General features: G+C 68.0%; 12 protein-coding genes. 5 read left to right on the top strand and 7 right to left on the bottom strand.

Annotated features, from left to right (window positions below; genetic code table 11):
* Window position 1 precedes the first annotated feature (1 nt).
* Window positions 2–982 (bottom strand): ATP-binding cassette domain-containing protein, encoded by a 981-nt coding sequence (locus EJI00_RS23530; protein WP_185868194.1) that lies wholly within the window; start codon window positions 980–982, stop codon window positions 2–4.
* 48 nt (window positions 983–1,030) lie between these two features.
* Entirely contained in the window at window positions 1,031–1,921 is an 891-nt protein-coding gene (locus tag EJI00_RS23525; protein WP_126749891.1) for a LysR family transcriptional regulator, read from the bottom strand.
* Between the two features lie 111 nt (window positions 1,922–2,032).
* Here EJI00_RS23525 and EJI00_RS23520 point away from each other — a divergent pair, with 111 nt between their 5' ends.
* Entirely contained in the window at window positions 2,033–2,698 is a 666-nt protein-coding gene (locus EJI00_RS23520) for a glutathione S-transferase family protein (protein ID WP_126749890.1), read from the top strand.
* On the top strand, window positions 2,695–3,645 hold the full coding sequence (locus EJI00_RS23515) for a pyridoxamine 5'-phosphate oxidase family protein (protein WP_126749889.1): 951 nt from the start codon (window positions 2,695–2,697) through the stop codon (window positions 3,643–3,645). Before EJI00_RS23520 ends, EJI00_RS23515 begins: the two co-directional genes overlap by 4 nt.
* Before the next feature lie 48 nt (window positions 3,646–3,693).
* Here EJI00_RS23515 and EJI00_RS23510 read toward each other — a convergent pair whose 3' ends face one another.
* On the bottom strand, window positions 3,694–4,836 hold the full coding sequence (locus EJI00_RS23510; protein ID WP_126749888.1) for a cytochrome P450: 1,143 nt from the start codon (window positions 4,834–4,836) through the stop codon (window positions 3,694–3,696).
* A gap of 110 nt (window positions 4,837–4,946) precedes the next feature.
* Between EJI00_RS23510 and EJI00_RS23505 the strand changes: the two genes are divergently transcribed.
* Window positions 4,947–5,660, top strand: coding sequence for an ArsR/SmtB family transcription factor (locus tag EJI00_RS23505; RefSeq protein WP_126749887.1), 714 nt, complete (start codon window positions 4,947–4,949; stop codon window positions 5,658–5,660).
* Window positions 5,661–5,682: 22 nt separating this feature from the next.
* On the opposite strand, the gene EJI00_RS23500 is transcribed toward EJI00_RS23505, so the two are convergent.
* The gene (locus tag EJI00_RS23500; protein ID WP_185868193.1) at window positions 5,683–6,693 is read right to left on the bottom strand and encodes a tripartite tricarboxylate transporter substrate binding protein; all 1,011 of its coding nucleotides are present in this window, start codon (window positions 6,691–6,693) and stop codon (window positions 5,683–5,685) included.
* 99 nt (window positions 6,694–6,792) lie between these two features.
* Entirely contained in the window at window positions 6,793–8,310 is a 1,518-nt protein-coding gene (locus EJI00_RS23495; RefSeq protein ID WP_126749886.1) for an AMP nucleosidase, read from the bottom strand.
* A gap of 104 nt (window positions 8,311–8,414) precedes the next feature.
* Here EJI00_RS23495 and EJI00_RS23490 point away from each other — a divergent pair, with 104 nt between their 5' ends.
* Window positions 8,415–9,326 carry a ketopantoate reductase family protein gene (locus EJI00_RS23490; protein ID WP_126749885.1) on the top strand — a complete coding sequence of 304 codons (912 nt, stop codon included), beginning with the start codon at window positions 8,415–8,417 and terminating at the stop codon, window positions 9,324–9,326.
* Here EJI00_RS23490 and gorA read toward each other — a convergent pair.
* Together gorA and EJI00_RS23480 are read right to left on the bottom strand one after the other, a co-directional pair.
* A complete protein-coding gene (gorA, locus tag EJI00_RS23485) occupies window positions 9,323–10,681 on the bottom strand; it encodes a glutathione-disulfide reductase (RefSeq protein ID WP_126749884.1) in 1,359 nt (452 codons plus the stop codon). The two genes, EJI00_RS23490 and gorA, sit on opposite strands and share 4 nt — an antisense overlap.
* Window positions 10,682–10,781: 100 nt before the next feature.
* Window positions 10,782–12,752, bottom strand: a complete 1,971-nt coding sequence (locus EJI00_RS23480; protein WP_126749883.1) for a DUF6600 domain-containing protein — start codon at window positions 12,750–12,752, stop codon at window positions 10,782–10,784.
* Window positions 12,753–12,890: 138 nt separating this feature from the next.
* Between EJI00_RS23480 and EJI00_RS23475 the strand changes: the two genes are divergently transcribed.
* On the top strand, window positions 12,891–14,951 hold the full coding sequence (locus EJI00_RS23475; protein ID WP_126749882.1) for a PEP/pyruvate-binding domain-containing protein: 2,061 nt from the start codon (window positions 12,891–12,893) through the stop codon (window positions 14,949–14,951).
* Window positions 14,952–14,959 lie beyond the last annotated feature (8 nt).

Below are 14,959 nucleotides of genomic sequence, written 5' to 3'. Positions count from 1 at the left end.
TCTAGCCCTCCTCGCGAATCTGCCGGCCGGTGAGCTTGAGAAAAAGGTCTTCGAGGTTCGCCGGTCGATGAAAGGTGCGCAGCCGGCCGTGGTGCGTCAGCGCATCGAGCAGGCGGCGCGCATCCTGCGTGTAGAAGAACACGGTCTCGCCGCTCACCTCCACACGCGCGGCCATGGTCTTGAGTTCGGGCGACTCGGCCAGCGAGAGCGCGCCGTTGCCGTACACCTCGACCACGTCGGGCTCCAGGTGCTCGGCAATCAGGTCGCGCGGGCGTCCTTCGGCAATCTTGCGGCCATGGTCGAGCACCAGCAGGCGGGAGCACAAGCGCTCGGCCTCGTCCATGAAGTGCGTGGTCAGCAGGATCGACTTGCCCTGTTGCAGCAGCACCTGCAGCCGTTCCCACATCAGGTGGCGGGCCTGCGGGTCGAGCCCGGTGGTGGGCTCGTCGAGCAGCAGCAGCCTCGGGTCGTTCACCAGCGCGCGCGCCAGCGAAAGGCGCCGCCGCATGCCGCCCGACAGTTCGCCGGGCTTTGCGTCGGCCTTGTGCGAAAGCGCCGCGAACTCCAGCAACTGCGGCACGCGCTCGCGCACCTGCGCCTTGCTGAAGCCGAAGTAGCGGCCGTACACCACCAGGTTCTCGGCGCAGCTGAAATCGGGGTCGAGCGTGTCGAACTGCGAGACCACGCCAAGCTGCGCCTTGATGGCCAGCGCGTCGCGCGGCATCTGCAGGCCCAGTGCCGAGATTTCGCCGCCGTCGGGCGTGGTCAGGCCCAGGCACATCCGGATGGTGGTGGTCTTGCCCGCGCCGTTCGGACCGATCACGCCCAGGCACTCGCCTGGCGCGATCTCGAACGACAGGTCGTCGACGACCGTGGTGTTGCCATAGCGCTTGAGGAGATGGCTGGCTTGGAAGAGGGGGGTGGAAGATGAGGAGGATTGCACGCGGCCATTCTGGCCCAGGCGCGTGAAATTTGCCGGCATCGCTTCAACCGATGGCCAAGCCCCGCGCGTTCGTAGCAGCCTGCCGCACTACATCCGCAAACCGTTGAACTCGGCCTTCATCCAGTCGATGAAAGCCCGTGTGCGGGCCGGCAGCAGGCGCGCGCTCGGATAGATCACGCTCACCGGCCGCGGCGGCGGTTCGTAGTCTTCGAGCACCAGCTTCAGGCGCCCTTGCGCCACATACGGCAGCACCTGGTACGAAAAGAAAGTGCCAAAGCCCATGCCCGCCGCGCAAGCTTCCACGGCCGGCGCGAGGTGGTTGAACTCCAAGCGGTTGCTCGGCGTCACGTTCACGGTCTTGCCGCCTTCGTGAAACTGCCATTGCGGCGGCGCGTCGATGCGGCCGCGCACGCAGGGAGCGCCGGCAAGATCGCGCGGATGCCGCGGCGTGCCGTGCTGCGCAAGAAATTCGGGGCTCGCAGCCACCACGCGCCGGATGGTGCCGAGCGTCTGGGCAACCAGCGACGAATCCTGCAGCGGGCTGATGCGGATGCCGATGTCGATGTTTTCTTCCAGCAGGTTCACCGTGCGGTCGTACAGCAGCACGCTGCACCGCACCTTGTCGTAGCGCTTCATGAAGCGCGTGATGGCGGGCCCCACATACATGTGGCCGAACAGCACGGGAGCGGTAATGGTGAGCTGGCCTGCCGGCTCGTGGGCTTCGGCCTTGAGCGCGAGGTCCGCGGCGTCGGCCGCGAGCAGCACTTCGCGCGCGCTCATCAGGTAGTGGCGGCCCTCCTCGGTGAGCGACAGGCGGCGCGTGGTGCGGTGAAAAAGCCGCACACCCAGGTGCGCCTCCAACGCCGCCAGCGAGCGCACCACGGCGGGCAACGAGCTGCCCAACGAGTCGGCGGCGCGGGTGAGGCTGCCCTGTTCGGCAATCTCCACGAGGGTCTGCATGGCTTTGAAGCGGTCCATGGCGCGATTATTAAACCGGAAAACGCAGCAGTGAAATCCTCGAAAGGGTATTCATTCACTTATCGGATTAGAAAAGAATGCAGGCATCCCATAGCCATTCGAGGAAATTCCATGAACGCAAGCACAGCCGCCGCCCGCCTTCCCGCACAGCCCATCAAGCTCTATGGCACGCCGATCTCGGGCCACGTGCACCGTGTGCGGCTCTTTCTCTCGATGCTCGAACTGCCTTTTGAATTCGTCGAACTCGACCTGCGCAAGAAGGCCACGCGCACGCCGGAGTTCCTCGCGCGCAATCCCTTCGGCCAGGTTCCGGTGATCGAAGACGGAGACATCACGCTGGCCGATTCGAATGCGATCCTGGTGTATCTGAACGAGCGCTACGCGGCCGATCCGGTGCGCTGGATGCCGCGGGATCCGGTCGGCGCTGCGCGCGTGCAGCGCTGGTTCTCCGTGGCCGCGGGTCCGCTGGCCTACGGACCGGCCGCGGCCCGAGTCATGGCGCTGTTCGGCCTGCCGGTGGACCCGGCTGAAACAGTGTCGCGCTCCCACTTTCTGCTGTCGGTCATGGAGACACACCTGGAGCGCGAGGCTTTTCTCGCAGGCCCGTCGGTCACGCTGGCCGACCTCTCGAACTATGCCTATGTGGCGCATGCCCCCGAAGGCAGCGTGTCGCTCGAGCCGTATCCGCAGCTGCGTGGTTGGCTCGAGCGCATCGAGGCGCTGCCCGGCTTCGTGCCCATGGTGCGTACGCCCATCGGGCTTGCGGCGGCCGCATGATCGCCGCGCCGTTCCACGCCGGCGAACGCGCGCTGCAAACCCTGGCGGGCTCGCGCGAGGTCATGGCCGCGGCCGGCTCCCGCGTGATTCGCGACTTCATGCCCGACCAGCATCGCGACTTCTTCGCGCAGCTGCCGTTCCTCGTCGTCGGCAGCATCGATGCACGGCTGCAGCCCTGGGCCAGCGTGCTGGCGGCGCCGACTGGCTTCGCGCATTCGCCGGACCCGACGCACTTGCGCATCGACGCGTTGCCTATGGTGGACGATCCACTGGCAGGGCAACTGGTGCAAGGCGCATCACTGGGCCTGCTCGGCATCCAGCCACACACGCGCCGGCGCAATCGCATGAACGGCAATGTCGAGGCGATCGATGCCACCGGCTTCATGGTGGAGGTGCAGCAGAGCTTCGGCAATTGCCCCAAGTACATCCAGGCGCGCGAGCCGTTGTTTGCAGCGGGCCAGGCGGCAGCGCCGGCGCAGCGGCTCGATGGCCTCGATGACGCGGCGCGCGCACTCATTGCACGGGCCGACACCTTCTTCATCGCCTCCGCGTTTCCCCAGCACGCTGCGGACGGCGACGAGGCCGACCCGGCGGCGCAGGGTGTGGATGTATCGCATCGCGGCGGACTGCCGGGCTTCGTCCGCGTCGGTAAAGACGGCGTGCTCACCGTGCCCGACTTCACCGGCAACCGCTTCTTCAATACGCTGGGCAACCTGTCGGTTCATCCGCGCGCGGGGCTGCTGTTCATCGACTTCGAGAACGGTGAACTGCTGCACCTGGCGGCCGCTGCGGAGATCGTGTGGGACGGTCCCGAGGTCGCCGCCTTCGAAGGCGCAGAGCGGCTGCTGCGCCTGCGTGTCGAGCAGGTGTTGCGGCGTCCGGCCGCGCTGCCGTTGCGGTGGGGAGAAGCCGAACTGTCTCCGCACCTGGCCCGCATGGGCCATTGAGTGGACTGAGCGGCATCCGGCATGGCGCCGGCTTGAAGGGACGGGGCTTCAATCGAAGACCGGAATGCGCGCGTTGACCGAAGGCCTGTAGTGCCAGCCGCGCTCGCGCAGTGCGTCCAGGTCGGGTCTTCGCGCAAGCAGCGCTTCGAGCCCGGCGGCCGCGAGCATGCAGGCCAGTGCCTGGCCAGGGCAGGCGTGTACCCCATGTCCGAAGCCGAACATGCGCCGCTGTGCGCGAACCGGCATGAAGCGGTCGGGCTCGGCATTGGCTGCCGGATCGCGGTTGGCGGACGCCAGCACCAGCAGCACCGCATCGCCTGGTGCCAGCGGTACGCCCGCGATGGTGACGGGCTGCGCCACGAAGCGCCGTGTGTTCTGCACCGAGGGATCGTGCCGCGCCGTCTCCTCGACGATGGCATGCAGGCCGTTGCGTGTGCGTGCGATAGCGCGCAACGCGGGCTCTCGCAGCAGGGCGACGAGGCTGTTGCCCAAGAGGCCGGCCGTTGCGTCGCAGGTCTGCGACAGCAGCCCGACCAAGTTGGCGAGCAGGGCGCGCGAGAGCGGAGCACCTACCGCGCTGTCCGCAAGCACGGCCGCAAGCAGTGTGCCGTGCCGCGGCGGCGTGCCCGCGGCCAAGGCCTCGAAGCGCGTCATCAGCGCGCCGGCTGCGCTGCTGGCGCGCTGCAATTGCGCCTCGGTCGACAGCGGCGAGAGGCACGCGACAAAGTCACGCATCCACAGGTCGACCTGAGGCAACGCCTCGGGCGCAAAGCCGAGCAGGTGGGCGACCGCCTGGATGGGCATGGCAAACAAGGTGTCCGACAGCGATTGCTCCGGCACCTGCCGTGCGACCTGCAGCGCCGCGGCATGCGCGGCGCCAAGATCCAGCCCCGCCAGCGCGCGCTGCAGTGCCGGCTTGTGTGCGGCATGCGCCGGACCGTCGTTCATCCGCACCAGGTGGCCGAACACCTCGCCCGCCGGGCTGCCGGCAATCACGCGCGGCACCGGTTCTGCAACCGGGCGCACCCGCAAGGCGCCCGGGGCCATCAGCAGCGCCTCGATGACTTCGGCGCGGCTCGCAATCCAGAGGCGCAGGCTTTCGTTCCACGCAAGCGGCGGCCCTGCCCGCAGGGTTTCGTAGAAGGGATAGGGATCGGCATGCGTGACGGCCGCCACCGGGTCGACGGGCATGGATGGGAGAGAAAGGCTTGGATTCATGCCGCGCAGTGTGCAGTTGCAGTCGCCGGCACACTTCGCCCGCGAACGAAGTGTCGGTTGCGTGGGCGCCTTACGATAAAGGGATGAGCACTAATTCATCGCCCCGCGGAGCGGTGTCCGAAAACGCGGATGTCCAACTCGCTCGCCTGGCCGGCGCCATTGCAGAACCGGCGCGCGCACGCATGCTGAGTTGCCTGATGGACGGCCATGCGCGCACCGCGACCGAGTTGGCCTCGGTGGCTGAAGTGGCCGCATCCACGGCCAGCGCGCACTTGGCGCGGCTGAAGGAAGAGCGGCTGGTCGAACTGCTGGTGCAAGGCAAGCACCGTTACTTCCGCCTGGCCGACGACAACGTGGCCGCCGCACTCGAAAGCCTCATGGTCGTGGCGGGCACGCCGCGCGCCGCGGCGTTCGAGCCGAGCACGCCGAGCCGGCTGCGCACCGCGCGCACCTGCTACGACCACATGGCCGGCACCGCGGGCGTTGCGCTGCACGACCGGCTGCATGCGCAGGGCTGGCTCAGCGGATTGCAGAGCGGGTCGTACGAGCTCACGCCCGAAGGCGCGGTGGCACTGGAGAGCCTGGGTGTGGAGATCGACGCGGTGCGCCGATCGCGGCGGCGCTTTGCCTGCGCCTGCCTCGACTGGAGCGAGCGCCGCCCGCACCTGGGCGGTGCGCTCGGCGCGGCGTGGCTCCAGCTGTCGCTGCGCCGCGGCTGGGTGCGCCAGGCACTCGACAGCCGCGAGCTGGCGCTCACGCCCAGGGCGCTGCGCGAGATGCCGGAGCTCTTCGCCTGAACTCTTTGCCTGAGGCGCCGCGTCAGGCCTTCAGCTTGAGCAGATAGATCATCGGCCCGGCCATGGCCAGGTCCAGCTCGAGGAAGCTCTCGAAGTCCTTGCCGGCCATCCAGAACGAATCCCAGTTGTTGCGCTTGATGGTCTTGTTCCAAACGTCGGCGGTGGTGGCGCGGTGCACGGCTTCGAGCAGCACGGCCTTGCGGTCGGGCGGCACCTTTTTGCCGGTGAGCACGCCGCGCCAGTTGGCCAGGTCGGCGTCCACGCCCTGCTCGCGCACCGACGGAATGCCGAGGAAGGGCCGCTTCGACGACACACCGATCGCGCGCAGCTTGCCGCTCGAGAGACCTTCGCTGAATTCGCTGAAGCCCGAAATGCCCGCCACCGCCTTGCCGGTGATGAGTGCCTCGACCACCTGCGCGCCTCCGGGGTACGGCTGGTAGACCAGGCCCGCGGTGTTGCCGGCCACGCGCGCCAGCATGCCGGCGTACATGTGGTCCACGCCGCCGGCCGAACCGCCGGCGATGATGGTCTTGGCCGCATCGGCGCGCAGCTGTGCGATCAGGTCCTTGGGTGTCTTGATGGGCGAATCGGCCTTGACCGCCACCACTTCGTAGTCGCTGGTGAGGCGCGCCACAGGCGCGACCTGCGCCATGGTGACGGGCGGCTTTTGCAGCGCCACCGCGCCCACCATGACCATGCCGCTCATCAGCAGGGTGTCGGCGTCGGCATCGTATTTCTCGACGTACTTGGCCAGCCCGATGGTGCCGCCCTTGCCGCCGATGTTTTCATAGATCACTTCGCCCGCGGCGCCAGAGGCGACCAGCGCGGCGCCGAGCGCGCGGCCGGTCTGGTCCCAGCCGCCGCCTTCGTTGGCCGGAATGACGATGCGCAGCTTGGAAATGAGCTGCGGCTCGGCGGCGCCCGCCGGGCGGGACCACAGCGCGGCGTGGCCGGCACCCGCAACCGCGGCTGCGCTCGCCATCCATGCATTGAAGTTGCGGCGAGAAAGACTCGCGGGCGACGAACTAGGCATTTCGTTTCCATTTGTTGGCAGAAGTAACCAATGATGTCCGCGAAATGAGTCTGTCACCTGCCTGTCGAAGTAAGTAAAAACCCTAATGAGTGTTAAATATTACTGAAAAGCGACCTCGGCGAAGCTTCGGAGCTTGCGGCTGTGCAGCCGCGTCGACCCCTGCTCGCGAAGGATGTCGATGGCTCGCATGCCAATGCGAAGGTGCTGCTCCACTCGCTCGCGGTAGAAGTGGTTGGCCATGCCCGGCAGCTTGATCTCGCCGTGCAGCGGTTTGTCGCTCACGCACAACAGCGTGCCGTAGGGCACCCGAAAACGGAAGCCGTTGGCGGCGATGGTGGCGCTTTCCATGTCCAGCGCCACCGCACGGCTCTGGCTGAAGCGGCGCTGCGGCTGATTGCCGGGCAGCAGCTCCCAGTTGCGGTTGTCGGTGCTCGCCACCGTGCCGGTGCGCATGATCTTCTTCAGATCGGGCCCGGTGTAGCGGGTGACGTCGGCCACCGCTTTTTCGAGGGCGAGCTGGATTTCGGACAGCGCCGGAATCGGCACCCACAGCGGCAGCTCTTCGTCGAGCACGTGGTCCTCGCGCACGTAGGCGTGGGCCAGCACGTAGTCGCCGAGCTGCTGCGCATTGCGCAGGCCCGCGCAGTGGCCCAGCATCATCCAGGCGTGGGGGCGCAGCACGGCGATGTGGTCGGTAATGGTCTTGGCATTGGCCGGCCCCACGCCGATGTTCACCATGCTGATGCCGCTGCAGTCTTCGCGCACCAGGTGGTAGGCCGGCATTTGCGGCAGGCGCGGGGGCGCGGTGCCCTGGCTGCCGTCGAGCAGGGCGCCAAAGTTGGTGCTCGCGCCCGCGGGCAGGCCGCGGCGGCGCGTGATCACGTTGCCGGGCTCGATGAAGGCGATGTACTCGCTCTTCTCGTCGGCCATGGCCTCGTGGCCCAGCCGCACGAACTCGTCGATGTAGAACTGGTAGTTGGTGAACAGCACGAAATTCTGGAACCACTCGGGCGCCGTGCCGGTGTAGTGCCGCAGGCGGTGCAGCGAATAGTCCACCCGCGCCGCCGTGAAGAGCGACAGCGGCTGCGCTTCGCCGGCCTGCGCTTCGTAGGTGCCGTTGGCAATGCCGTCGTCCATCACGCCCAGGTCGGGCAGGTCGAACACGTCGCGCATGAGTGCGCGCCGCTCGTCGCTCATCGTGCCTTCGATGTGGTCGTTCTCGGCGAAGGAGAAGTGGATGGGAATAGGCTGCGTGCTGGTGCCGACTTCGATCTCGACCTGGTGGTTTTCGAGCAGCAGCCGAAACTGGTCGAGGTAGTAGCGCGAAAAAAGATCGGGCCGCGTCAGCGTGGTTTCATAGCGGCCCGGCCCTGCGACAAAGCCGTAGCTCAGGCCGGCATTGGCCGGCGGCGTGTGGCGCGACACCGTGTGCGTGTGCACCCGCACAAAGGGGTAGCAGGCGCGGACCCGGCCGGGCAATGCCTCGCCGGCGACGAAGCGAAGCATCGATTCCCTCAGGTGCGCAAGGCCGCCTTGGTAGATGGACTTGACCTGGTCCAGCGCCGCGGTGGCGTCGTTGAAGCGGGCGGGAGCAACGAAAGTGGGCATGTGGGGCATGACGGCATTGTGCAATGTCCGTGCGCGCGGGGCCCGGGCGAGAAAGGGGCAAGCGAAGCGATTACCCTCGGCCGATCTCCACAGACATCCCGAAAGGTGAAGCAATGAAGGTCGCAGTGATGGGCGCCGGCGCGGTCGGCTGCTACTACGGTGCCATGCTGGCGCGCGGGGGCCACGAAGTGGTGCTGATCGGGCGGCCGTCGCATGTGGAGGCCGTGCGCGCCAACGGGCTGCGGCTGGAAACCAAGGCTTTCGATGAGCATGTGAGGCTCGACGCAAGCACCGAAGCCAGCGCGGTGCAGGGCGCCGGCCTGGTGCTGTTCTGCGTGAAATCCACCGACACCGAACTGGCCGCGGCGCAGATCGAGCCGCATCTTGCCGCCGATGCGCTGGTGCTCACATTGCAGAACGGCGTCGACAACGACGAGCGCGTGCGCTCGGTGCTGCCGCGCCACGAGGTGGCCGCCGCCGTGGTCTACGTGGCCACCGAGATGGCAGGGCCGGGCCATGTGAAGCACCACGGCCGGGGCGAACTGGTGATCGCGCCGTCGCGCGCCAGCGAGCAGGTGGCGCAGCATCTTGCAGCCGCCGGCGTGCCGACGCAGATCTCCGGCAACGTGCGCGGCGCGCTCTGGGCCAAGCTGGTATTGAACTGTGCGTACAACGCGCTCTCGGCCATCACCCAGCTGCCGTACGGCGAACTCGCAAAAGGCCAAGGCGTGGACGATGTCATTCGCGACGTGGTCGATGAGTGCCTTGCCGTCGCCAAGGCCGAAGGCATCGTCATACCCGGCGATACCGGTGCCGCCGTGCGTGGCATCGTGCAGTCGATGCCCTCGCAATACTCGTCGACCGCACAGGACCTTGCGCGCGGCAAGCCGAGCGAAATAGATCACCTCAACGGCCTTGTGGTGCGGCGCGGCGAGGCGCTGGGCGTGCCCGCGCCGGCGAACCGCGTACTGCTGGTGCTGGTGAAGCTGCTCGAAGGCAAGCAGCAGCAGAGGCCAGGGGCCTAGCCGGGCATCGGTTCGCGCATGGTCACGAACTCTTCGGCCGCCGTGGGGTGGATGCCCACGGTGCCGTCGAAGAGCGCCTTGGTGGCGCCCGCGCGCATGGCGACAGCAAAGCCCTGCACGATTTCGCCCGCATCGGCGCCCACCATGTGCAGGCCGACCACGCGGTCGTTCGACTTCTGCACCACCAGCTTCATGAAGGTGCGCTCGCTTCGGCCGGAGAGCGTGTGGCGCAGCGACTTGAACTCGCTCGAGAACACCGTCACCTCGCCGAACCTGGCGCGCGCATCGATCTCGGTGTAGCCGCAGGTGCCGATGTTCGGGTGCGTGAAGACGGCGGTCGGAATGTATTCGTACTCGAGCTTGCGCTTGCCCTGGCCGAACAGCGCATCGACCACCACCATGGCCTCGGCCAGCGCGACCGGCGTGAGGTGCACGCGGGTGGAAACGTCGCCCACCGCGTAGATCGACGGCACCGAGCTGCGGTAGTTCGCATCGACCGCGATCGCGCCGCGCTTGTCGACAGCAACGCCCGCCGCCTCCAGGCCGAGGCTCTGGGTGTTCGGCACTCGGCCGGTGGCAAAGAGGACCGCGTCGGCCTCGACCTGCTGGCCGCGTGCCAGGGTGACGACCAGCCCGCCCGGGCCGCGCGCAATCGACGCCGCCTCGACGTTGAGCCGCACGTCGATGCCGGCCTTGCCCATTTCGTGTGCGACGAACTGCCGCACGTCGTCGTCGAAGCCGGTGAGCAGGTGCGCGCGGCGATGCAGCTGCGTCACCTTGGCGCCCAGGCCGTTGAAGATGGATGCGAACTCGCAGGCGATGTAGCCGCCGCCCACCACCAGCAGGCGCTTGGGAAATGGGTCGAGGTCGAACATCGCGTCCGAGGTGGCGACGTGCTCGCGCCCCGGAATCTCGGGCACGAAGGGCGTGCCGCCGGTGGCAACGAGCAGGTGGCGCGCGGTGTGGCGCTGGCCGTCGACTTCCACCGTGTGGCCGTCGACCAGCTGGGCCCAGCCCGTGATCAGCCTGACGTCCGAATTTTTCAGCAGCGAGGCATACACGCCGTTGAGCCGCTCGATCTCCTTGGCGCGCTGCGCCTTGAGCTGGCCCCAGTCGAACTGCGGTGCCTCGGGCAGCTTCCACCCGTAGCCCGCGGCTTCCTCGAACGATTCGGCGTAGCCTGCGGCGTAGCTGTAGAGCTTTTTGGGAATGCAGCCGACGTTGACGCAGGTGCCGCCAAGGTCCGCCGCTTCGGCCAAGCCCACGCGCGCGCCGTGCTGCGCCGCCATGCGCGCTGCCCGTACGCCGCCGCTGCCGCCGCCGATGACGAAAAGGTCGAAGTCGAATGTGCGCATGTGAAGGGTGCTCCTTGCCGGCGACTGTAGCCGCCGGCGGGGAGCACCGGTATTCGCGGGTCTTGCGCAGGGCGATGCGCTACCCCCGCGCGCTCGGCGTTCAGCGCTGCTGCGAGTCCGGCGAGGTCATCAGCCTGCGCCGGTCGTCACCGCCGCGCTGGCCGGGTGGAGGTTGGGGCTGGGCTTGCTGGGACGGCGGCGCAAAGCCGCGTTGCTGCTGCATGGCGCGCACCTGCGCCTCCTGGGCCTGCCTCATGGCGTTCTGCTGAGCCTGCTGCTGGGCGAGCGCTTGCTGCTGCATTTGCGCGGCGCGCTGTTGCGTCTCCTGCTGCTGGCGAATCATCTGCTGCTGGGCCAGCGCCTGCTGCGCGGCGCGTTGCTGCTGTTGTTGCAGTTGCATCTGCTGCGCTTGGGCCTGGGCGGCGCGCTGCTGCAGTTCCTGCTGTTGCCGCTGCGCCTGTTGCTGCTGCTGGAGTTGGAGCTGTTGTTGATGCTGCTGTTGCTGCCATTGGTTCTGGTTGGCGCGCTGCTGCCACTCCTGCTGCTGGCGCTGGCCTTGCTGCCGCTGCCATTCCATTTGCTGCTGCTGTTGTTGCTGTGCCGCCTGCTGTTGCGCGGCGCGCTGCTGCATGGCCTGGATGTTCTGCGCCTGCTGCATCTGCTGGACTTGCCGCGCCTGCTCATACTGGAACTCTTGCTGCTGGCGGGCTCGCAGCTGCGGCGGCGGCTGCATTGCGGCGGGCCGGCCGAAGCCGCCGCCAAAGCCATGCATCGGAATGCCGGGCGCCGGTGCAACCGGCACGCGCGCAAAGCGGTCATCGGGCAAGCGCACCAGGTCGCGCCGGCCAAAAGGGCCACGGCCGAAGCGGTCGGCCGGCACCACGGTCACCGCGCCCGGCATCCGCTGGTTGGCATAGAAGTCGTTGCGCATCTCGGCCTGGCGGTTGCGGTAGGCGGCCATGCGGTTGACCCGATCGATGTAGCGAGGGCTCGCGCTATAGGCGGGGCGCCATTGTTCGCCGGGCGCGAGCGGAAACCAGCCCACGCCGCTGCGGCCGTCGCCGATCTGCAGGGTGGCGTTCACGCCGCCACTGCCGCCGCCCACAAAGCCGACCAGCGCGGGCGAATAGACGGGCCGTGCGGTGGTCTGCCCCGGTACCCAGGCCCAGCGCGGACCCACACGCGCCCAGCGGCCGTAGTGGAAGGGTGCAAAGCCCCAAGGCGCGGCATCGACCCAGGTCAGCCCCCAGGGCGCGACGTTCACCCACTGGCCGTCGCGGTAGGGCGCCCAGTCGGCGTCCACGTTGCGCGGGAACCAGACGGCGCCGTAGGAGGGGTCGTTCTGCCAGTCGCCGTAGTTGTCGAGCTGCTGGTAGCCCACGACCTCGCGCGACACGTAGCGCGCGGAAACCGACTGGTCCTCGATGCGGTTGCGCTCGGCCACCCAGGCGTCGAAGCTGCCGTTCTGCGGCGGGAAGCTGTTCACCGCGGCAAGGTCGCGGCCGGACACGGTGAGTTGCTGCCGCGCGCCCAGTGTTTGCGACTGGCCGTTTTCACCATGGAGCGTGGCGCGGCCCGAGGCCACCGCGACCCAGGTGGTGCCGGCGGACGGGTCGGCCGCAATGCGGTATTCGCCGGGGGCGTCGATCACCACGGCGAGGTTGCCGGTGTCCACCTCGACGCGCTGGCCCGAAAGATCGTCGCGCACGCGCAATTGCAGATTGCCCTGGTTCGCGGTGATGCGCACGGTGTCGTCGTCGAGCTCGGAAAATTCAACATGCGTCTGCCCGTCCATCCGCAGTGCCGCCGATCCGATGTGAACCTCGGCGCGCGCATTGCGGTCGGTCCAGAGCCGGTCGCCGCTGGTGATGGGGCGGTTGGGCTGCGCGTCGTACCAGCTGTCTTCGCCGGCCGGCGCAAAGCTCACCGTGCCTTGCTGCAGGTTCAGGCGCGCCACGCGCCCGGGCGGGTCTTGCTGCGCGCCGGCCGCGGCGCCTAGGCACAGCAGCGCCAAGCCGAGCAGCCATCGGTGCAGCGGCCGGTGAAGAAGGGCAAAGGCGGTGCGGTTCATGGTTTGTCTCTGGTTCGCGGGACCGAGTTGAAGCGATGCGCATGTAACGCGCGAGAATGCGCTGCCGCTGTCAGCGCATGCCCCCTGCTTGGTGAAGCGCACGCACATTCCGCAACCGCTTGTAATGAGGGACTCTGCATGAAAAACGACAACAACCCAGGTGCATGGCGCAAAGTGCGCTACCGGAACCATAGCGAATCGTGGGGGATGATGGCGCTCGGCTTCGGTGCGGCGATCTTCCTCGCGGCGCCATGTGCCGAGGCCCAACTGGCGCGCAAGCCCTCTTACTACCAGCAGCAGAACAGCAGCAACGCGGCTCCTGAGGCTGCAGCCGTCCGCCCTGCAGCGCCCGCGTCGCTGCCCATGCTTCGCAGCCGGGGCGATTTCGACGCCCTGGCGCGCGTCTATGACGCCGGCACGCCGATGCAGCTGGCCCACGTGCTCTTCGCCGTCGACCGCCGGGCCAGGCCGGTGCGCACCTACTACATCGACACGCCGCGATTTCAGCTGCATGTTCGCTTCGTGCGCGACACCGGCCTTGCACTTGGCGCAGGCAAGCGCGAAATCGACCGCAACTACCTTGTGCCGGACCGCCGCTTCCTGTTCGGCACGCTGAGCTGGCAGCAGAACATCGGCGCCTTCACCTACGAATTCTGGGAAGGCGACCAGCTCACCCCCGCGCTGCTGCGCCAGGCCGATGCGCAGGTGAAAGCCAGCTTCTTCGCACCGGTCAAGTTCAAGACCAATTCGACGCTGCACGAGCGCATTGCAAAAGAAACCGGCATCGACTTTGTCAGCCAGGAAGCGCTGATCCGCGAGCAGCCCTACATGCCGATGAACCTCGGCACGGCCACGGGCCGGGTGCGCATCGTGGACGAGGCTTCGGGCGCGAATGTGTTGAATGCCCTGCTGCCCGACGACATCGCCGTGCTGCGCCAGGTGCCGATCAGCCTGCCGCCCGTGGCCGGCGTGCTGACCGAGCGGCCTTCGACCGCGCTTTCGCACGTCAACCTGCTGGCCAAGGGCTGGGGCATTCCCAACGCCTATGTGCGCGATGCCGCGGCTGTGCTGCGCGAACACGAAGGCCATTGGGTGGCGCTCAAGGTCGCGGCCTCGGGCTACCAGCTGCGCCGCCTCACGCCCGAGGAGATCGCGGCGCTGCCGACGCGCACTGTGCGCACCGCGGCCATCGGTGCGGTGCCGGGCGGTGCGAAAGCCGCCAGGCCCGACCTGCGCGAAGCCCGCCTGCTGCCGCTCGCGTCTCTTCGCGCGCGCAACAGCGCGCAGTGCGGCTCCAAGGCCGCCAACCTCGGCGCGGTGCTGGCCGCGCGCATTCCGCAGACCACGGTGCCCGACGGCTTCTGCATTCCCTTTGCGCACTACGACCGCTTCATGCGCGCCAATGACCTGGCCGGCCGCATCGCGCGCATGCAGCAGCAACCCGGCTTTGCGAGCGACCCGCAGATCCGGCAGAAGGCGCTGGCACAGCTACGCGATGAGATCGTGCAGTGGCCGGTCGATGCGGCCATCGCGGCCGCGTGGCGCGCCGCTTGGCAGTCGCAGCTGGGGGGCGGCGGCGTGTTCGTGCGCAGCTCGTCCAATTCGGAAGACCTGCCCGGCTTCAGCGGCGCGGGACTCTACAGCACGGTGCCCAACGTGAAGACGGGCGATGCGCTCGAGCTTGCGGTGAAGAAGGTATGGGCCTCGGTGTTCAACCCCGAGGCGTGGGAGGCGCGCAGCGCCGCCGGCTTTGGCGCCGAGTCGGTGGTGATGGGCGTGTTCGTGCAGACCGCCATCGATTCAACCAACGCCGGCGTGATGATCACGCGCGACCCCTTCGACGCCGGGCATCCGCACGTCACCTACATCTCGGCCAAGCGCGGCATCGGCATCCGCGTGGTTGAAGGCAAGCGCGTGGCGGAGCAGGTCATGTATTCGAGCTGGTCCAAGGCCATCCAGGTGCTGAGCCGCTCCGCCGAAGAGACGGCGCTGCAGCTGGACAAGGACGGCGGCGTGAAGGAAGTGCCGGTGGAAGTGGGACGCCATGTGCTCACCGACGAACTGGTGGTGCGCCTCGCGAACGTGGGCGCGGCGGTGAAGCGCACCTTCAACGGCGTTGACCAGGACATCGAATGGGCCACCGTGGGCGACCGCATCGTGCTGCTGCAGGCGCGCCCCTATGTGGAGCGGCGCCGCTGATCCTTGCC

It is taken from the genome of Variovorax sp. DXTD-1 (genome assembly GCF_003984625.1).
Taxonomy (GTDB): Bacteria; Pseudomonadota; Gammaproteobacteria; order Burkholderiales; family Burkholderiaceae_C; genus Variovorax.
This window is presented reverse-complemented; position numbering and strand designations above follow the sequence as displayed.